Raw genomic sequence first — 19592 nt, 5'->3', positions numbered from 1 at the left:
GGGGAGAGTAAATGGCGGATTTTGCCGATATCATAGATCAACAGCAGATGAAAGAGCACATGCAGCATGCGCTCATTACTGATAAAGTTTCTCATGCCTATATCATCTCAGGTGAGAGTGGTTCGGGAAAAGAGTTTATCGCCAAGACTTTTGCCAAGGCTCTTCAGTGCGAAAACAGGCAGGACAGGGGAGACTATAGGGAGTCCTGTAACGAGTGCCCCTCCTGTATTAAGGCACTGTCAGACAATCATCCGGACATCATAACCATAACCCATGAAAAGCCTAATAGTATAGGTGTTGACGACATCAGGCAGCAGCTTCGAGACGACGTTGTCATTAAGCCCTACGAGAGCAGATACAAGATCTATATCATTCCCGAGGGGGAGAAGATGACGCCCCAGGCGCAGAATGCTCTGCTAAAGACGCTGGAGGAGCCACCGTCATATATTGTCATCATTATTCTGACCAGCAACATAAATGCATTTCTGCCTACTATTATAAGTAGATGTATCGTTCTTCCAATGAAGCCCGTCAGGGACGACTCCATCATAAATTACCTGATGCAGGAGTGCCACGTGGTGGATTACAAGGCGATGCTGTGCGCCTCTTTTGCAAGAGGAAATGTGGGCAAGGCGCTGGAGCTGGCTTCCAATGAGAGGTTCGAGACTTTAAAGAACGAGACCATAGAGCTGGTTGCCAAGCTCAAGAACCTTGAGATACACGAGATCATGGACAGGGTTCACGGCATATTGGAGAACCCCGATGGGGATGAGAAGAGCAGCAAGAAGGGAATCGACCTTGGTCAGTATGCTGACTTTATGGACATACTTCTTTTCCTGTTCAGGGATATGCTGGTGTATAAGGCCACGGGGGATGATACTCACTTGATTTTCACTGACAAGGTATCGTATATTAGTAGTGTTACCACAAACTGCACTTATGAAGGCATAAGCAGCATTATTAAAGATATGGAGATTGCGAAAAACCGCATAGACTCCAATGTTAATATAGATTTAGCCTTAGAGCTTATGCTCATGGGCATTAAGGAGTATTTATGACAAGAGTAATCGGCGTAAGATTCAGAACAGCCGGCAAGATATATTATTTTTCACCGGGCAAGTATGTCATTAAAAAGGGTGACCATGTAATCGTTGAGACAGCCAGAGGCGTTGAGTACGGAACCGTAGTTTCAGAGCCTCAGGACATCGAGGACGAGAAGGTGGTCAAGCCTCTTAAGACAGTACTTCGCACCTCCAGCACCAAGGACGATGAGCAGGAGAAGGCTAACAGGGAAAAAGAGAAAGAGGCCTTTAAGGTTTGTCTTGAAAAGATCAAGAAGCACAACCTTGATATGAAGCTCATCGATGCAGAATATACCTTTGACAACAACAAGATCCTCTTCTACTTTACAGCTGACGGCAGGATCGACTTCAGAGAACTGGTAAAAGACCTGGCGGCTGTATTTAAGACCAGGATAGAGCTCAGGCAGATCGGTGTCAGGGACGAGACCAAGATAATCGGTGGCTACGGCATTTGCGGAAGACCTCTTTGCTGCCACTCATATCTTTCAGACTTTGTTCCCGTATCCATCAAGATGGCCAAGGAGCAGAGCCTTTCACTTAATCCTACCAAGATTTCCGGTGTATGCGGAAGACTCATGTGCTGTCTCAAGAATGAGGAAGATGTATATGAGGAGCTCAATCGCAAGATGCCCGGTGTCGGTGACTACTGCGTAGCTAAGGACGGACTTGGCGGAGAGGTATCATCTGTCAACATCTTAAGACAGACTCTCAAGATCCTTGTTGAAGTCAACGATGAGAAGGAAGTTCACGAGTATAAGCTCGAAGAGATAGAGACAATCAGAAAGAAACAGAAGAAAAAGAACAATAACAACAAGAAGAATTCTCAGGAAGACGAGGAGATGAAAGAGCTCGAGAAACTTGAGAAGATCGAAAAGCAGGAAGGAAAGTCCAAGCTTACAGATGGTTGATCTTAAGGAAGGCGAGAGACTTGATGACCTGCAAAGGAACGGCTACAAGATAATCCAGAGCCCGGAGAAATTCTGCTTCGGGATGGATGCAGTTCTTTTGTCAGGATTTGCCTCTGCTCCGGAAGGAGGAAGAGTACTGGATCTGGGAACAGGCACCGGGATCATACCGATCCTTATGGCGGCCAAGACAGATGCAAAAGAGCTCATAGGCCTTGAGATCCAGGAGGAGAGCGCAGATATGGCGCAGCGAAGCGTCATTTACAATGATCTCCAGGACAGAGTAAGAATAGTACAGGGCGATATTAAGGAGGCAGGGCAATTATTTGACGCTGCCTCTTTTGACGTGGTTACAAGTAATCCACCTTATATGATAGGAGGCCACGGGCTGAAGAACCCGGACGGTCCGAAGGCGATTGCAAGGCATGAGGTGCTCTGCGACCTTGAGGACGTTATCAGGGCAGCAGCCAGATGTCTTAAGAGCGGCGGTAAGTTCTACATGGTCCACAGGCCTTTCAGACTTGCGGAGATCATGGTGCTGATGCACGAATACAAGGTTGAGCCCAAGAGAATGCAGCTGGTTTACCCCTACGCCGACAAGGAGCCGAACATGGTTCTCATTGAAGGGGCACGAGGCGGAAGATCAAGGCTGACGGTTGAAAAGCCGCTTATTATCTACGAGGCTCCAGGGAAGTATACGCCGGAGATCTATGATATCTACGGATATTGAGAGGGAGTCAATGGGGACGGTTCTCTTTGACTCCTTTTTTGGAGGGGCAGTGAGTCAGTGGGGACGTTTCAGTTTGACTCAAAATGAGTCAAACTGAAACGTCCCCGGTGACTCACCATTGATTTAAATTAAACTTAAAAGGAGTCAAAGAGAACCGTCCCCAATGACTCCCCGGAGAAGATAAAATGGCAGGTAAACTTTATCTATGTGCGACCCCCATCGGAAATCTGGACGACATGACCTTCAGGGTTCTGGAGACCTTAAAGAGTGTCGACCTGATTGCAGCGGAGGACACCAGGAACAGCATAAAGCTCCTGAATCATTTCGATATTCATACCGAGATGACCAGCTATCACGAATATAATAAGTACGACAAGGCGCAGTACCTGATCCAGAAGATGCAGGAAGGAGTCAATGTTGCGCTTATTACCGATGCAGGAACGCCCGCCATTTCAGATCCGGGGGAGGTTCTTGTTGCGGAGTGTCACAAGGCTGGGATAGCCGTCACATCACTACCGGGACCGGCTGCGTGCATAACAGCGCTGACGCTGTCGGGACTTCCGACCAGAAGATTTTGTTTTGAGGGATTTCTGCCCTCAGCAACTGAAGATAAAAAAGGCAGAAAAAGAATCCTTGAGGACCTCAAGGATGAGAGCAGGACAATGATCATCTACGAAGCGCCGCATCACCTAAAGGCTGCGCTGGATGACCTGTATGAGACGCTTGGCGACAGGCGCATCTCCATCTGCAGAGAGCTCACCAAGAAATTTGAGGAAGTTCGTCCAACCACTATTGCCGAGGCAATCTCTTTTTACAAAGAAAACGAACCAAGGGGCGAGTATGTGCTGGTAATAGAGGGAAAGAGCCTTGAAGAGCAGGACGAGGAAAAGAGACTCTCCTGGCAGGAGATGAGCATCGAAGATCACATGAAGTACTACGAGGACCAGGGAATCTCCCACAAAGACGCCATGAAGAAAGTGGCAGCCGACAGAGGTGTCGGAAAAAGGGAGATCTATCAGGCACTGCTTAATACAGAAGAGGGGGACTGATCATGGAAGAGAAAGAGATTATTGCAAAAAGACCGCCCATGGGGTGGAACAGCTGGGACTGCTACGGGGCAGCGGTGAATGAGGAGCAGCTTCTCGGAAATGCGAAGTACATGGCAGAGAATCTTAAGGACTACGGCTGGGAGTATGTGATATGCGATATCCAGTGGTATGAGCCCACGGCGGATTCTCATCAGTATCACAAATTTACAGAGCTGGAGATGGATGAGTACTCAAGGCTTGTGCCTGCTGTGAACAGATTCCCTTCTGCAGCAAAGGGCAAGGGCTTTGGCCCCATTGCAAAAAAGATACATGATATGGGTCTTAAGTTCGGAATCCATATTATGAGAGGAATCCCGAGACAGGCTGTACATCAGAACACCAAGATCCTGGGAACTGATAAGACTGCAAGGGATATCGCGATCCCTAACTCCATCTGCATGTGGAACACGGATATGTATGGTGTGGACGCCTCGGCCCCCGGCGCTCAGGCCTACTATGATTCAATATTTGAGCTCTACGCTAAGTGGGGCGTTGACTACGTCAAGGTTGATGACATCGCAAGGATCGACTGCGGACCGGAGGCTCCGGGAGCAGGATTTTCCGAGATTGCCATGATAAAAGAGGCTATTGAGAAGTGCGGAAGACCCATGGTTCTCAGCCTTTCACCCGGACCGGCCAAGCTTAGCCAGAAAGACTTCTTATTAGAGAATGCGAATATGTGGCGTATGACGGATGACTTCTGGGACGACTGGAAGATGCTCTACGACATGTTCGAGAAAGCTCACGAGTGGGAAGGTGTAGGCTGCAAGGGCCACTGGCCTGATTGCGACATGCTACCTCTCGGACGTATCTGCATGTGCAATGACGAGAACGGCGAGAAGGGCCACTACACACACTTTACACATGATGAGCAAAAGATCCTTATGACACTCTGGTGCATCTTCAGATCCCCTCTTATGTTCGGCGGAGATCTCAGAGAGAATGACGAGTTTACGAAAGCTCTTTTAACTAATGAAAGACTCCTTGAGATGCACAAGAAAGGCCGTAAGCCAAAGGAAATATACAGAAAGAAGGACCTTGTTATCTGGAGGAGCAGAGCCAAGGACGGAAGGACATTCCTTGCCATCTTTAACATCGGGGAAAAGACACAGAGCCACAAGATAAAGTTTAAGGACCTGGGGCTTTCGGGAACCGAGGCAAAGGCCGTTGATATCTGGAGCGGAATGCAGGGAATCGTCAAGGATAAAGAGTGCGTCGACATGGCACCACACACAGTTGAGTGCTACGCCATTGAAGCGACGGAAGATGCGGCGGATGATATTTTCAGTCCATGTAGCTAATGCTAACAAATTTACACATATTTCATAGAAATTTGCCTTAAAAACATTGTTAAAAGCTTGGCTTTGTAGTATAAATGTAGTAGTGGGCGCAATTTGCCCCGTAATTTAATAGTGTATCCGCGAATTATCAGTATATAGTGAGGTATATGATTATTCGTGCAAAAATTATTAAGAAAAGAGGTTAACAAATGGCAAACATCGATTTAACCAAGTATGGAATCACAGGTACTACAGAGATCGTTCACAATCCTTCATACGATGATCTTTACACAGAGGAAATGAAGCCTGAACTTACCGGATATGAGAAGGGCGTTGACACAGAGCTTGGCGCTGTAAACGTTATGACCGGTATCTACACAGGTCGTTCTCCTAAAGATAAGTACATCGTTATGGATGAGAACTCCAAGGACACTGTATGGTGGACTTCAGACGAGTACAAGAACGACAACCACCCTATGTCAGAAGACACATGGGCTAAGGTTAAAGAGATCGCTAAGAACGAGCTTTCAAACAAGAGACTCTTTGTAGTTGACGCATTCTGCGGAGCTAACAAGGATACTCGTATGGCAGTTCGTTTCATCGTTGAGGTTGCTTGGCAGGCTCACTTCATTAAGAACATGTTCATCGTTCCTACAGATGAAGAGCTTGCAAACTTTGAGCCTGACTTCGTAGTTTACAACGCATCACTTGCTAAGGTTGACGACTACCAGGCACTTGGCCTTAACTCAGAGACATGCGTGGCATTCAACATCACAAGCCGTGAGCAGGTTATCATCAACACATGGTACGGCGGAGAGATGAAGAAGGGTATGTTCTCAATGATGAACTACTACCTGCCTCTTAAGGGAATTGCTTCTATGCACTGCTCAGCTAACACAGATATGAACGGTGAGAACACAGCAATCTTCTTCGGACTTTCAGGAACAGGTAAGACAACACTTTCAACAGATCCTAAGAGACTTCTTATCGGTGATGACGAGCACGGCTGGGACGACAACGGAGTATTCAACTTCGAGGGCGGCTGCTATGCTAAGGTTATCGGCCTTGATAAGGATTCAGAGCCTGATATCTACAACGCTATCAAGAGAGATGCTCTTCTTGAGAACGTAACTGTTGATGGAAACGGCAAGATCGACTTTGACGATAAGAGCGTTACAGAAAATACTCGTGTATCTTATCCTATCAACCACATTAAGAACATCGTTCTTAACGTACATCCTACATCTTCAGGTCCTGCAGCTCAGAACGTAATCTTCCTGTCAGCTGATGCTTTCGGAGTACTTCCTCCAGTATCTATCCTGACACCTGAGCAGACACAGTACTACTTCCTGTCAGGCTTCACAGCTAAGCTTGCCGGAACAGAGAGAGGAATCACAGAGCCTACACCTACATTCTCAGCATGCTTCGGTCAGGCATTCCTTGAGCTTCATCCTACAAAGTACGGTGAGGAGCTCGTTAAGAAGATGCAGAAGTCTGGCGCTAAGGCTTACCTTGTAAATACAGGTTGGAACGGAACAGGCAAGAGAATCTCCATCAAGGATACTCGTGGAATCATCGATGCAATCCTTAACGGCGACGTTCTCAAGGCTGAGACCAAGAAGATCCCGATCTTCGATTTCGAAGTTCCTACATCACTTCCCGGTGTTGATCCTGCAATCCTTGATCCTAGAGATACATACGCTGATGCTTCTGAGTGGGAAGCTAAGGCTAAGGATCTTGCAGAGAGATTCACAAAGAACTTCAAGAAGTATGAAGGAAACGATGCCGGTAAGGCACTTGTTGCAGCTGGTCCTAAGCTTTGATTTTGGAAGTTCTTTAATAAGAATAAAAATAAGGCGTCACATCTTCGGATGTGACGCTTTTTTTATGGAGACATTGGGGAGTCAGTGGGGGTGGTTCAGTTTGGTGAGTCAGTGGGGACGTTTCAGTTTGACTCATTTTGTGAAGCAAAATGAGTCAAACTGAAACGTCCCCACTGACTCACCAAACTGAACCACCCCCACTGACTCCCCAATGTCTCACATATCACTCTTACTCTGAATATATTCTCTGGGGCTATGCCCGTCGACCTTCTTGAACACCTTGGAGAAGTAGTACGCTGATTCAAACCCAAGAGCGTCAGCGACTTCGTAGATCTTCATATCGCCGGAGAGAAGCATCTCTTTTGCCCGGTCGATTTTCTTGGTGTAGACGTATTCTGAAAAGCCCGTCTCTGTATTTTTCTTGAAAAGAACTGACAGATAAGCCGGGGAGAGTCCGAAGACCTCTGCGACTTCGTTTAGCTGCAGCTTACCGCCGAGGTTCTCGTCGATGTACTGCTGGATCGCGCCGATGAGCTTGTCCTTGCCCGAGCGCCTGTTGCTGCCGACGATGTGGCTGAAGAGACGAATGGGCTGGGCGCTGTCTGCCTGCTGCTGTGCAGTCTTTGCTTCGTCAAAAGAGACTGCGATATCCATGGGTGTAGAGACGGCAGAGCCGATACCAAAGGTAAGGGAAGCCTTAAAGTAACTGGTTATCATGGTCCTGGCATTCTCCAGTGCCTCCGTTATAAGGTCCATGGTCCCGGCAACGGGAGTATCCTCAGTGAAGGAAAAGACAACTGCGAAGTGCTGCAGGTCAATTGAAACAATCTGGCACGGCGCGTGGCGGGAGATGATCTCTTTTGCCATGCTGATGCTGGAGTTGTAGATATCAAGGGCTTCGGGGGTAAAGCCATCCCCTGAACTTAAAGCGCCATCTGATGAAATCTCGCCATAAACCACGATGTAGCGGTTGTAGTCAAAAGAAAGGTTAAGGCTTCTTGCCTCGCTCAAAAGAGCTTCCTCAGAACCAAGGAGGTGACTGAAGAGCTTCATTATGAACTTCTGCCTGAGGTCCTCAAGAGAGCCTGTACTGCCGGCTTCTTTGGATGCACCGGAAGGACGTGCTTCGTCAACACGCAAAATAGCTTTGTCTATAGCACTTGCAAGGGTCTTGGGATTGAGCTCTATCTTGACCAGGTAGTCCACGGCGTCATAGACGATAGCCTGCCTTGCCATCTCGAATTCCTCGTAGGCAGTCAGCATTATAAAGGCGGGAACTGAGCCGTACTTGTTGTGGGACTTACCCAGAAGCTCAAGCCCTGTCATCACCGGCATTCTGATGTCAGCAATAACGATGTCAGGCGGGTTTTCCGAGATGATGTCCCAGGCCTCCTGTCCGTTGGAGGCTGTTCCCACTACTTCTATTTTGTCAGCCAGCTCTTTTGCCAGCATACTCTTTAAGCCTATCTGAACAAGAGGCTCGTCATCTACAATCAGTAATCTGTACATTGATCTTAAAACTCCAATTTGTTATTACATATATTCGTCTTCCGGTGGTGCGACAAAGGGAAGCGTAAATCTCATGGTGGTGTAGACTCCCGGCTCACTTTCTATCGTGATTCCGTAGTCCTCGCCGAAAGTATATTTGATGCGCTCGTTAACATTGTAAACGCCGATCTGCTTGAAGAACTCGGTGCTGGTCTGGCTTGCACCGGAGAGCACTTCGGCAATTGACTCAGGCGTCATTCCAACGCCGTTGTCGGTAACATCTATTATAACATTGCCGTCCTTGCGGTAAGTGTGGATGGTGATCCTGCCTGCGCTGCCCTTGGGCTCGATGCCGTGGAAGATGGCGTTCTCGATTATGGGTTGCAGAGAGAACCTGTTGATGTGCTGCTTAAGCAGTGCTTCATCATCTGTAATGTACTCAAGATCGATGGTTCCGCCGTAGCGGTATTTCATAATGGTAAAATAGTCATCGACCAGCGAGAATTCATCGCTGATCGGGATCAGGTCCTCAGTGCTCTTTGCGATGTTCTTCATAAGGCGCGAAAGAGATGTCGACATATCCGCGATGCCCTCCGAGCCTTGAATGGTGGCCATCCACTTGATGGTGTTTAAGGTGTTGTACAAAAAGTGAGGATTGATCTGTGACTGAAGTATCTGGTATTCCAGGTCGTGCCTTGCCTTTTCGTCGAGAAGTCTTTTGTTCATAAGATCGGATACGTTCTCGGAGAGGTTGTTGATTCCACGGCCGATCTCGCCCAGCTCGTTGTTCCACTCAATCTTCTCATCCCTTGAGAAATCGCCCTGGCCTATGGTATCGAGCCTGCTTATCAGGCGGTCAACAGGCCTTGTTATGGTCCTGTGCAGAGAAAAACTCAGCATCACGCCTGCAAAGAGAATGACAAGGAAGATGACCATGATCATGAGCTGATAGGAGCGCATCCTGTTTATCAGTGCGGTTTTTGACGGAAGGTAGGACAGTGTCCAGCCTGAGTCCGGGAGGGTATAGGAAATCGCGCCTTCCGGAACAGACTCTTTTAAAAGACCTTCATCCGTATATCTGTAAGTTATGCCCTTACTGAACGTGATATAAAGTGCATCATCTTCCGTCAGCACAAAGCTCTTTAGCGAATCGGTTATGACAGAGATCGGAATATCCATATAAACCCAGCCGATGATGGCCGAGGAGGATGAGCTGTGAATGGGCCTGATGATGGGGATGACCTTGGGATTGCCGTTCTTACTTAAGGGATTGGGATAAAAGCCATTCCACTTAAAACCGGGAGCAGTGATAAGATCGTCAAAGAACGAAGTGTCCATGATGGTCATAGGCACATCGGTGACGGACTGATCGTTGCCTCCCGAGACACACTGAAGGAACTGGGTTCCGCCGGGTGTTGAGATGACGACCCTTGTTACGGAATTTCTGACACCTACTATATTAAATTCGTTGTTGAGATGATTCCAGGCGCCGACTGAGAGCTTCCTGCCGGCCTGAATGTCATTGGCATAAGACCTGTCGACAGTGCGGAGATAGTTGCCGATGGTACTGTCGAGGCATATCCAGTTGGTGAAGGTGATAACGGTATTTATGTCGGAATCCAGATCGCCCCCGAGGACGTGGATGTTGGTGAGCGCAGACTGCTGCTGGTTTTCCCTGAGGTACCTGGCGGAGAGAACATAGCTTGCACAGGCAACTGCCAGAGCTATGATGAGGGCAAAACCCACAGCCCATAACACGATTTTGTTACGAATAGAGTGTTTTTTGGTATGCATAGGTATATATTAGAGCAGTGGGGAAATAAAGAAAATACAATTTTATATAAAAAAATTGCATTTTTTTGACAACAAGAAATAAAGAATGTACATTCATTCAATTATTAACAAAATATAAACTATGTGTATAACAAACAAGCCGTCATGTGATGGCACCTTGAGAGGGAGGTTAATATGAAAAAGAGAATTCTTAGCTCTTTACTTGCTATGACCATGGTCGTTGCAAGCATCACCGCTTGCGGAGCAGCAGCAGAGCAGGCTCCTGCAGCAGACACAACACAGACAGAGACACAGGCACAGCCCGAGGCAGCTCCTGCAGCAGATACACAGGCAGCAGCTGAGACACCGGAAGCTACATCTGATGAGCCTGTAACACTTAAGTGGGCTCTTTGGGATGTATCAAGCACAGTTTACTATCAGCCACTTATCGACGCTTATACAGCAGCTCATCCAAACGTAACCATCGAGATGGTTGACCTTGGATCAACAGATTACAGCACAGTTCTTGGAACACAGCTCTCAGGAGCAGGTTCAGACTTCGACGTAGTAACAATTAAGGACGTTCCCGGCTACGTATCACTGGTTAACAAGGGTGTTCTTGAGCCCCTTAACGACCGCATCGCAGCAGATGGCGTTGATCTTTCACTCTACAACGGAGTAACAGATCAGGTTACTATCGACGGAAACCTCTATGAGCTTCCTTTCAGATCAGATATCTGGGTTCTCTTCTATAATAAAGACATCTTTGATAAGGCAGGCGTTGCTTACCCTACAAACGACATGACATGGGAAGAGTACGACAAGCTTGCAAGAAGCGTAACAGATACAACACCAGGTGCTGAGGTTTACGGATCTCACTACCACACATGGAGATCAACAATCCAGCTCGACGGTATCCTTGATGGCAAGCACACCATCGTTGATGGCGAGTATGACTTCACAAAGCCTTACTACGAGATGGTTCTTAATCAGCAGAAAGACGGTGTCTGCATGGATTATGCAACACTTAAGACACAGGGACTTCACTACTCAGCAGCGTTTGCTCAGGGTAATGTAGCTACAATGAACATGGGATCATGGTTTATCGCAACTCTTATCCAGAAGATCAAAGACGGTGAGTACACAGACTGCACAAACTGGGGTATCGTTAAGTATCCTCACGCTGAAGGTGTTGAGCCCGGTTCAACTCTTTCAACAATCACAGCTCTTGCAGTTCCTACATCAGCTCCTAACAAGGATGCAGCTTGGGATTTCGTTAAGTTCGTAAGCGGCGCTGAGGGTGCAGAGGTTATGGCTTCTACAGGTAACATCCCTGCTATGACCAACAAGACAATCGTTGACATCATCGCATCTATGGACGGCTTCCCAACAGACGATGCTTCCAAGGAAGCTCTTATCACAAGCCACACATATCTTGAGATGCCTGCAAACGACAAGTCATCTGAGATCGAGACAGTTCTCAACGAGCAGCACGACCTTATCATGAATGAGGAAGTAAGCGTTGACGATGCAATTGCAGCTATGAACGAAGGCGTTCAGGCAGTTCTTGCTCAGTAATAAATAAGAACAGATACCAAAACAAAGGAGCACTTGAATTTCAGGAAAGCCCTAATTCAAGTGCTCTTTTTAGGAAAAACGCTATTTAAGGAAAATGAGGAAACACACATGGCTGCAGAACTTACTGCAATGGAACAGAATATGAAGAGACGCCAGAGAAAAAGAAATCTGGTGGCCTATTCATTTATCGCACCGAACTTTATAGGGTTTGCAGTATTTACCCTTGGACCTATAATCCTGGCCCTGCTCATGTCTTTTGCTGAGTGGGACGGAAGTAATGCGATGAAGTTTGTGGGTCTTAGCAACTTCACGCAGATATTTGCAGACGACAGATTCACATCTGCCTTAAAGAATACGATCATCTACAGTATATTCACAGTGCCTGTAACTCTTGTAATGGCGCTGGCACTGGCCATTCTTCTCAATCAGAAGATCAAGGGAAAGAGCTTTTTCAGAACCGTTGCCTTCTTCCCTTATGTTGCTTCACTGGTTGCCGTTGCTGCTGTATGGAACATGCTCTTTACACCGGCCAAGGGCGGAATCGTGAATCAGCTTCTTATGAACGTATTTCATGCTCAGCCTCTTAAGTGGGCTGCATCATCAAGTACGGTAATGTTGACAATTATCATGTTCTCCGTATGGAAGAACATGGGTTACTATATGGTCATTTATCTGGCGGGACTTCAGGGAATCAGCGAAGACCTTTATGAAGCTGCATCCCTCGACGGAGCAAATGCATGGCAGAAGTTCCTGCACATCACTGTTCCGCAGCTCAAGCCCACCACTTTCTTTGTAACAATCATGCTTACTATCAACTGCTTCAAGGTATATGACATTGTTTATATGCTGGCAGGAGGCTCCAACGGTGTTGTCAATAAGAGCGCCATCGTTCTTGTTTACTACATCTACGAGGAAGCTTTCAGAAACTGGAAGCTGGGAAGAGCTTCTGCATCAGCACTGGTGCTCTTTGCCATAGTTCTTGTTGTTACACTCATCCAGTTCAGGGGTGAGAAGAATTACGCTAACGACTGACGGGGAGGAATCAAAAGTGAAGAGCAAAAAGAACAATCGCATAATAGGAAATATCATAATCTATGCGCTGCTGATCCTCCTGGCACTTATGATGCTTGTGCCTTTCCTTTGGATGATCTCCGCATCGCTTAAGTTTAACAAGGACGTATTCGTAATTCCCTTCGAGTGGATCCCCAAGGCGCCCAGGTGGCAGAACTACATTGATATCTGGACCAAGATCCCTCTGGCAAAGTTCACATTGAACACAGCCAAGCTGACACTTATCGTCACACTGCTCCAGCTCTTTACCTCGAGCTTTGCAGCTTACGCCTTTGCCAAGCTGGAATTCAAGGGAAGAGATCTTTTGTTCCTGGCATACGTGGCAACCATCGCAGTTCCATGGCAGGTTTACATGGTTCCTCAGTTCATGTTCATGAGAAGCCTTGGTCTTGCAGATACGCACCTTGCCATCATCATACTTCAGGCTTTCTCGGCCTTCGGAGTGTTCCTCATGAGACAGTTCTACGAGGGAATCCCGGATTCGCTGTGCGAAGCAGCAAGGATCGACGGAATGAGCGAGTATGAGATCTACGCCAAGATCATGCTTCCGCTCTCAAAGCCTGCGCTGTCAACACTGATCATCTTTACCTTCGTTAACACCTGGAACGACTTCCTTGGACCACTCATCTATCTGACCACCGAGTCCAAGAAGACATTGCAGATCGGACTGAAGATGTTTATTTCGCAGTACTCTGCCGAATATGGTCTTATTATGGCAGCATCTGTGTTATCATTAATACCGGTATTTATTGTGTTTATTTCACTTCAGAAGTACTTCGTTGCCGGCATTACAACCGGTGCAGTAAAGGGATGATCAGATGGCAAAAGAGATTTCACATAGACACCTCGTATACGACTACTTTAAGGAAACGCGCTCACTGTGCGCGTTTTCTTTGTGTCCTGACATCAGTGACAGGAAGGAGTACGAAGGGCTCCCGGCGCATCTTAAGGCCATGCTCATAGAAGATGGTAAAAGAGCTAACAAAGAGCCCTGGTCTGTGATCCTTTTATCCGACTATCTGGAGTTTTCAAAAAACGGAAACAGGGTAAGGTTTGAGGAACTGTACTTTTCCAGAAGAAGAAAGCTCTGCAGCCTTGTAATGGCGGAGCTTGCAGAGAACAAGGGGACTTTTATTGCTGACATCCTGGACGGAATATACCTGATTCTCTCAGAATCTTCCTGGTGTCTTCCTGCCCACAACTCACATATCAGGGACGCCAAGCAGCAGGAAATGCCTGACGTTCTTCACCCGATAATCGACCTTTTTGCCGCAGAGACCGGCGCCCTTTTGGCATTTGCTGAGTACCTGCTTCGCCCTGTCTTTAGGGAAAAGAGCTCTGATATCAGCGAAGTTATAGAAAGCGCCCTGAAAGAGAGGATCTTTACGCCCTATGAAACCGAGCACTTCTGGTGGATGGGAGACGGCAAGCAGCCCATGTGCAACTGGACGCCCTGGATAATTCAGAACGTGCTCATCTGCGCGCTCACAAGGCCGGAAGGATATTTTCAGGAAAAAGAGCTTACGGACTACCTCGAGAGATCGGCCATATCTCTGGACTTCTTCCTTGATGAGTACGGCGATGACGGATGCTGTAACGAGGGAGCGCAGTACTACTCCCATGCAGGACTGTGCCTGTTTGGAGCACTATATCTGATGTCTGACGCCCTTAAGGGAACGGGCTTTGAGGAAGTATTTAAGGAGCCACTGGTAAAGAACATCGCAAGTTACATCGTACGAATGAATGTAACCGACAACATATACATAAACTTTGCAGACTGCGCAGCCATCTGCCCGAGAAGAACTTCAAGGGAGTTTCTGTTTGGCAAGCTCTGCGGGGATGAGGTGCTTTCATCCTTTGCAGCTGCTGATTTCAGGAAGGCTGATGATGGCGACAGGATACTTACGGGAGAGATAAATCTCTTTTACCATGTGCTTCAGGCTCTTAGCTATGAAGAGATGATGGACTATCCGGAGAGTGAGATGCTCTGTGAGGATTCATTCTTTGAGAGCACGGGGCTCATGGTCAGCAGGGATGAGACTTACATCTGTGCAGCCAAGGCGGGGGATAATGCCGACAGCCACAACCATAATGATGTGGGCTCGTTTACCATCTATAAGAAAGGCAAGCCACTTATCATCGACCTGGGAGTTGGGACTTATACCAGGGAGACGTTTTCCGACAGGCGCTATGAGATATGGACTATGCAGTCGCAGTTCCACAACGTGCCTACCTTTATAAAAAATGATACTGAAGTAAAAATCGCCAGCCTAGGATTTGACTCGGCCGGGGACTACTATAATGATGGAATTATTCTGCAAAAAGACGGAAAAGAGTTTGGCGCAAAAGGCGTCTTAGCCGCACTTGAAGGTGATTCAAAAACCGGAGCAAGTTCGCTTTCCATGGACATCGCCGGAGCTTATAAGAGCGATGAGGTCCGCAGATATTTCAGGACCATAACCCACAAAAAGGGAAGCGGTGTTGAGGTTTTGGATGAGTATGAAGGGAGTGCGACAGCTCTTTTGACCCTGATGACGTACGAAAAGCCCGAGGTAAATGTTGCCGCTTCGGGAGAAACATGCATCAGAATTGGAAATCTTGGAGAGGCAGTTCTCAGCGGAGGTGAGGTCGTTGAAATCCAGACCTATCCCATCACCGACGAGAGACTGAAGATTTCCTGGAAGCATGAGGTTTACAGGGTGCTGATAAAGATGAGTGACGGCAGGATAAGTCTTAAGATAAGTTAAAGAAAAGAGAAGGAGAATCGGTATGAGAGCGCTGACAGAAAATGAGAGTGCATGGGTCCTTGAGACCCTTAAGAAGATAGAAGATAAAATGACAGTGGTGACAGAAAGAAACAGGGACAAGATTCCCTACACCACAGAGAATGGAAGGTTTGACGATAAGAGCGTCTCGGACCCCTGCTGGTGGACCAACGGCTTTTGGGGCGGCGAGATGTGGCAGCTTTTTGCGCTGACCGAAAACGAGATGTTCAGGCAGGAGGCCATAGGCGTCGAGGACAAGCTCGATAAGAACCTCATGAACACTGACGGGCTGGACCACGACAACGGCTTTAAGTGGCTGCCGACTTCCGTTATAAGATACAAACAGGAAAAGAACAAGGAGTCACTGAACAGGGCGATGCTGGCTGCAAACAACATGGCCGGCAGATTCAACCTTGCGGGGAATTTCATCAGAGCCTGGAACAACTGGGACAACGTGGACAGAAGGGGCTATGCGATAATCGACTGCATGATGAATCTTCCGCTCCTTTACTGGGCGAGCGAGGAGACAACGGACCCGAGATTCAAGATGATAGCTGTAGCTCACGCGGATACTGCCATGAAGGAATTTGTCAGAGAGGACGGATCGGTTAACCACATTGTTGTCTTTGATCCATTCACGGGCAAGGTGACTGAGACTCTGGGCGGACAGGGATACGCTGTGGGCTCATCCTGGACAAGAGGCCAGAGTTGGGGAATCTACGGCTTTGCGCTGTCAGCTCATTATACAGGGGAAAAGAAATATCTGGAGACGTCGGCGAAGATCGCTGACTATGTGCTCTCTGAAATGCCGGAGAGCTATCTGGTGCCCATCGACTATAGGCAGCCAAAGGATGTCGATCTTGAAGACTCCACGGCAGCAGCCATCACAGCGTCCGGACTCATCGAGCTGGCCAGAGGGCTTGAGGATGAGGGCGAAGCAGATAAGTATTTGGATGCTGCTCTTAAGCTCCTTAAGACACTTGATGAAAATCGTTGCAGCTGGGGCACGGATACGGACAATCTACTTAATAACTGCGCGGTTGATTATCACGGCGATGGCCACAACATGTCCATCATCTATGGTGATTACTACTTTATTGAAGCGCTTATGAAGCTGGCAGATAAGGCACTTAGGATTTTCTAAGGCCCGGGGGGAGAGAAGATGGTATTTAAACCTACACATACAGACTTTGAACTCAGCCCTTACACGGGGCTTACCAGAGAGAGCTGGATAGAGGCGGCAGAATATCTTTTGTCCGGCGTCTTTAATAACCTTAAGTCCATCGAGGATCCGGTAGTCATGCCGAGGTATGAGAGAGAGATCACATATCCGCAGCCGGATCATCCGCAGTGGCGCTTTAAGGCCGAGATCTTTGAGGGGCTGGCGAGATCTTTTTTCATAGCTGCGCCTCTTGTGCATATTAAGCCGGACCTTGAGCTGAACGGGATAAACGTCAGGGACTACTATGCAAAGCAGGTTCTGTGCGCTGTTACGCCCGGTGAGCCCAACTATGTCCTGAACTACACGGATATGAAGAGCACGGACGAGAGCGGAAATCTGTTTGCTGCATATCAGCAGACCGTGGAGACGGCGGCGCTTGTCATCTGCCTGTGGCTGTCCGCGGAGGAAATCTGGGATAAGTACAGCAAGGAGGAGAAGGACAGGATCGCAGCATTTCTGTCTGACTTTGCTCATGCCAATACGGTGCCTCAGAACTGGAGGCTCTTTAATATGCTGGATCTGGCGTTCCTCTATATGAACGGGTATGAGATCGACGAGGACATCATGAGAGACCATGCCCAGAATATACTTCATTACTATGTCGGAGATGGCTGGTATCGCGATGGGCACTCTTTTGACTACTACTCATGCTGGGCTTTCAATATGTACACAGCCATCTGGAACAACTGGTATGGCTATGAAAAAGAGCCTTATATTGCAGCGAGGTTTGAGGAGAATTCCAATGAACTTATGAAGACCTATCCTTATTTCTTTGATAGGGATGGCTTTACAAATATGTGGGGCAGGAGCGGGATCTACAGAAACGCAGCCACCAGCGCCATTGACGGAAATCTTATGATGAAGAATCCTACGGTGGATCCGGGACTTGCAAGACGCATCTGCTCAGGGTCGCTACTTCAGTTCTTCACAAGGGATGACTTCCTGTGGGAGGGCGTTCCGACACTTGGGTTCTACGGCCCGTTTTCACCGCTTCTTCAGGGATACTCCTGCGCAGAATCACCCTTCTGGCTGGCGAAGGCTCTCTTGTGCCTGCATCTTCCTGAGGATCATCCTTTCTGGACTGCCAGGGAGAATGGCGGAATCTGGGATGAGCTTAAGGATAAGGAAACAAAGGTCTGGACCCTTGACGGGCCGGGGCTTTGCATGGCAAACCATCAGGCCAACGGCATTACGGAGCTCCGCACCGGCAAGATTGTTAAGCATAAAGATGATGAGCATGGCATGAACAATTACTCCAAACTCGTCTTTAATTCTAAATTCCCATGGGAAGCTACCGTGGACAGGGCGGTTGAGTCCCAGCAGTACGTGGTTCGTTACACCGATGAGGACATGGCGCTTCGCGGAAATGTCACTTACTGGGCGGGTGAGAAGGACGAGGTCCTTTACAGGAGGCAGTTCTTTGACTATGAGATGGAGACCGAGTGCCACTGGCGTACAGCCATCGACCTGGCGGACTTTGCCGTTCCCTACGGAATCATCAGGGCCGACAAGATCCGCATGTACAGAAGGCCACTGGAAGTAACGCTCGGCGCCTTCGGCTTCCCCGATAAAGGCACAGATGTCACATTCCTTGAGAAGGACGGCGCCAGGGCAGCAGTCCTTAAGGGCCATGACCACATCGGCAAAGAGAAGCAGATGGCCTTCACCATATTCGACGGCTGGAGCAGCATTGAGCGCATAGACTCTGAGGGCACAAACCCCGACAGCAAGAAGTCCATCGTCATGTACGCCAAGACTTCCAGGCAGAAGCAGTACGGGTACGAGCCCTACTTCCTGATCTCTCAGGTCATCACCAAGGAGTCGTTGGAGGATTTCACCGAGGACGAGATCTTCCCTATAGAGAAAGTGGAATACACAGATCCCCAGAAATGCGGCGGCTACGGCCCCGTAACAATCCACCTCAAGAGCGGCGAAACAAGAGTGATCGACTTCTACGGCATCGAAGGGAGATTTTCAGTATGAAGATTAGCATATACAACGACTGGGACCATGTCCCGAAAGCAGAAGCGGAAGGCGAGGCAGAAGTGATCCTGGCCTGGGATGGAGAATACAGGAAAGGCGATATCATCGAGTTCTCCGGAATAACTCCGGGAGAGTTCTATGTGGTGAAGGTGGATGCCACCATCGACCCGGCGCTGGTACTGATAAAGGAGGAAACGGTTCTCTTCACTGTGCCCTTCTATGAGAAAAAGACAAGCTACAACCCCCTGTCCTTCTTCGGAAACAGGCACATAGTCACCATCAGGAAGGCAGAAGAATACGAGATCAAAGCATACAGAAACCTGGCGCTTAATCCCTTTGACCAGCATGAAGTATCAGGAGTTTATCCGCACGCCAGCGCAAACGTTGAGACCAGAGGCGAAGCAGTGTTTGCAGCACGTAACGCAATAGATGGATGCAAGGCAACCCTTTCCCATGGCGAGTGGCCATACGAATCCTGGGGCATCAACAGGCAGGACGATGCAGAGATCACGCTGGACTTCGGAAGAAAGGTAGATATCGACAAGATTGTTCTATACACAAGAGCGGATTTCCCACATGACAACTGGTGGATCCAAGGAACCTTTACCTTCTCCGATGGCAGCAGCGAAACCATAAAAATGGACAAGAAAGTCCAGGAGCCACACATATTCAACATAACCAGAAAGGGAATCGAATCCCTCAAGCTTGGCAACCTGATCAAAGCAGACGACCCAAGCCCCTTCCCGGCGCTGACCCAGATCGAAGTCTACGGTACCGAATCCGAATAACCGACCGAATTCAAAC

General features: G+C 48.2%; 15 protein-coding genes. 13 read left to right on the top strand and 2 right to left on the bottom strand.

The window, feature by feature from the left end; genetic code table 11:
- Window positions 1–11 precede the first annotated feature (11 nt).
- From G589_RS0112790 to pckA, 6 genes are all read left to right on the top strand, one after another.
- Window positions 12–1058, top strand: a complete 1047-nt coding sequence (locus G589_RS0112790) for a DNA polymerase III subunit (protein WP_022770556.1) — start codon at window positions 12–14, stop codon at window positions 1056–1058.
- On the top strand, window positions 1055–1990 hold the full coding sequence (locus tag G589_RS0112785; protein ID WP_022770555.1) for a PSP1 domain-containing protein: 936 nt from the start codon (window positions 1055–1057) through the stop codon (window positions 1988–1990). Before G589_RS0112790 ends, G589_RS0112785 begins: the two co-directional genes overlap by 4 nt.
- Window positions 1983–2717 (top strand): tRNA1(Val) (adenine(37)-N6)-methyltransferase, encoded by a 735-nt coding sequence (locus tag G589_RS0112780; protein ID WP_026522422.1) that lies wholly within the window; start codon window positions 1983–1985, stop codon window positions 2715–2717. Before G589_RS0112785 ends, G589_RS0112780 begins: the two co-directional genes overlap by 8 nt.
- Before the next feature lie 185 nt (window positions 2718–2902).
- Window positions 2903–3766 carry a 16S rRNA (cytidine(1402)-2'-O)-methyltransferase gene (gene rsmI / locus G589_RS0112775; RefSeq protein ID WP_026522421.1) on the top strand — a complete coding sequence of 288 codons (864 nt, stop codon included), beginning with the start codon at window positions 2903–2905 and terminating at the stop codon, window positions 3764–3766.
- 2 nt (window positions 3767–3768) lie between these two features.
- On the top strand, window positions 3769–5106 hold the full coding sequence (locus G589_RS0112770; protein WP_026522420.1) for a glycoside hydrolase family 27 protein: 1338 nt from the start codon (window positions 3769–3771) through the stop codon (window positions 5104–5106).
- 188 nt (window positions 5107–5294) lie between these two features.
- Window positions 5295–6908 carry a phosphoenolpyruvate carboxykinase (ATP) gene (pckA, locus tag G589_RS0112765; RefSeq protein ID WP_026522419.1) on the top strand — a complete coding sequence of 538 codons (1614 nt, stop codon included), beginning with the start codon at window positions 5295–5297 and terminating at the stop codon, window positions 6906–6908.
- A 216-nt stretch (window positions 6909–7124) separates the two neighbouring features.
- Here the strand turns inward: pckA and G589_RS0112760 are convergent, their stop codons facing one another.
- Together G589_RS0112760 and G589_RS0112755 are read right to left on the bottom strand one after the other, a co-directional pair.
- Complete coding sequence (locus G589_RS0112760) at window positions 7125–8417, bottom strand: response regulator (protein ID WP_026522418.1); 1293 nt, start codon at window positions 8415–8417, stop codon at window positions 7125–7127.
- Between the two features lie 24 nt (window positions 8418–8441).
- Window positions 8442–10142, bottom strand: a complete 1701-nt coding sequence (locus G589_RS0112755) for a sensor histidine kinase (protein WP_051192373.1) — start codon at window positions 10140–10142, stop codon at window positions 8442–8444.
- Window positions 10143–10364: 222 nt separating this feature from the next.
- Between G589_RS0112755 and G589_RS0112750 the strand changes: the two genes are divergently transcribed.
- From G589_RS0112750 to G589_RS0112720, 7 genes are all read left to right on the top strand, one after another.
- Window positions 10365–11747: an ABC transporter substrate-binding protein gene (locus G589_RS0112750; RefSeq protein WP_026522416.1), complete on the top strand. Its 1383-nt coding sequence runs from the start codon at window positions 10365–10367 to the stop codon at window positions 11745–11747.
- Window positions 11748–11855: 108 nt separating this feature from the next.
- Entirely contained in the window at window positions 11856–12779 is a 924-nt protein-coding gene (locus tag G589_RS0112745) for a carbohydrate ABC transporter permease (protein WP_022770542.1), read from the top strand.
- A 16-nt stretch (window positions 12780–12795) separates the two neighbouring features.
- The gene (locus G589_RS0112740) at window positions 12796–13632 is read left to right on the top strand and encodes a carbohydrate ABC transporter permease (protein WP_022770540.1); all 837 of its coding nucleotides are present in this window, start codon (window positions 12796–12798) and stop codon (window positions 13630–13632) included.
- A 4-nt stretch (window positions 13633–13636) separates the two neighbouring features.
- A complete protein-coding gene (locus G589_RS0112735; RefSeq protein WP_035776070.1) occupies window positions 13637–15565 on the top strand; it encodes a heparinase II/III domain-containing protein in 1929 nt (642 codons plus the stop codon).
- Window positions 15566–15587: 22 nt separating this feature from the next.
- On the top strand, window positions 15588–16727 hold the full coding sequence (locus tag G589_RS0112730) for a glycoside hydrolase family 88 protein (RefSeq protein ID WP_035776068.1): 1140 nt from the start codon (window positions 15588–15590) through the stop codon (window positions 16725–16727).
- Between the two features lie 18 nt (window positions 16728–16745).
- Window positions 16746–18788, top strand: coding sequence for a DUF2264 domain-containing protein (locus tag G589_RS0112725; protein WP_026522413.1), 2043 nt, complete (start codon window positions 16746–16748; stop codon window positions 18786–18788).
- Window positions 18785–19576, top strand: coding sequence for a DUF7402 domain-containing protein (locus G589_RS0112720; RefSeq protein ID WP_026522412.1), 792 nt, complete (start codon window positions 18785–18787; stop codon window positions 19574–19576). Before G589_RS0112725 ends, G589_RS0112720 begins: the two co-directional genes overlap by 4 nt.
- Window positions 19577–19592 lie beyond the last annotated feature (16 nt).

Source organism: Butyrivibrio sp. VCB2001 (assembly GCF_000423965.1).
GTDB lineage: Bacteria > Bacillota > Clostridia > Lachnospirales > Lachnospiraceae > Butyrivibrio.
The sequence above is the reverse complement of the archived record's forward strand: the minus strand, read 5'-3'. Positions and strand labels throughout refer to the sequence as shown.

Excerpts from the sequence above, each read along its gene's own strand:
- rsmI (WP_026522421.1), top strand. The coding sequence starts at position 2,903 with ATGGCAGGTAAACTTTATCTATGTGCGACCCCCATCGGAAATCTGGAC.
- pckA (WP_026522419.1), top strand. The coding sequence starts at position 5,295 with ATGGCAAACATCGATTTAACCAAGTATGGAATCACAGGTACTACAGAG.
- G589_RS0112735 (WP_035776070.1), top strand. The coding sequence starts at position 13,637 with ATGGCAAAAGAGATTTCACATAGACACCTCGTATACGACTACTTTAAG.
- G589_RS0112730 (WP_035776068.1), top strand. The coding sequence starts at position 15,588 with ATGAGAGCGCTGACAGAAAATGAGAGTGCATGGGTCCTTGAGACCCTT.
- G589_RS0112780 (WP_026522422.1), top strand. The coding sequence starts at position 1,983 with ATGGTTGATCTTAAGGAAGGCGAGAGACTTGATGACCTGCAAAGGAAC.
- G589_RS0112720 (WP_026522412.1), top strand. The coding sequence starts at position 18,785 with ATGAAGATTAGCATATACAACGACTGGGACCATGTCCCGAAAGCAGAA.
- G589_RS0112785 (WP_022770555.1), top strand. The coding sequence starts at position 1,055 with ATGACAAGAGTAATCGGCGTAAGATTCAGAACAGCCGGCAAGATATAT.
- G589_RS0112770 (WP_026522420.1), top strand. The coding sequence starts at position 3,769 with ATGGAAGAGAAAGAGATTATTGCAAAAAGACCGCCCATGGGGTGGAAC.
- G589_RS0112750 (WP_026522416.1), top strand. The coding sequence starts at position 10,365 with ATGAAAAAGAGAATTCTTAGCTCTTTACTTGCTATGACCATGGTCGTT.
- G589_RS0112745 (WP_022770542.1), top strand. The coding sequence starts at position 11,856 with ATGGCTGCAGAACTTACTGCAATGGAACAGAATATGAAGAGACGCCAG.
- G589_RS0112725 (WP_026522413.1), top strand. The coding sequence starts at position 16,746 with ATGGTATTTAAACCTACACATACAGACTTTGAACTCAGCCCTTACACG.
- G589_RS0112790 (WP_022770556.1), top strand. The coding sequence starts at position 12 with ATGGCGGATTTTGCCGATATCATAGATCAACAGCAGATGAAAGAGCAC.
- G589_RS0112760 (WP_026522418.1), bottom strand. The coding sequence starts at position 8,417 with ATGTACAGATTACTGATTGTAGATGACGAGCCTCTTGTTCAGATAGGC.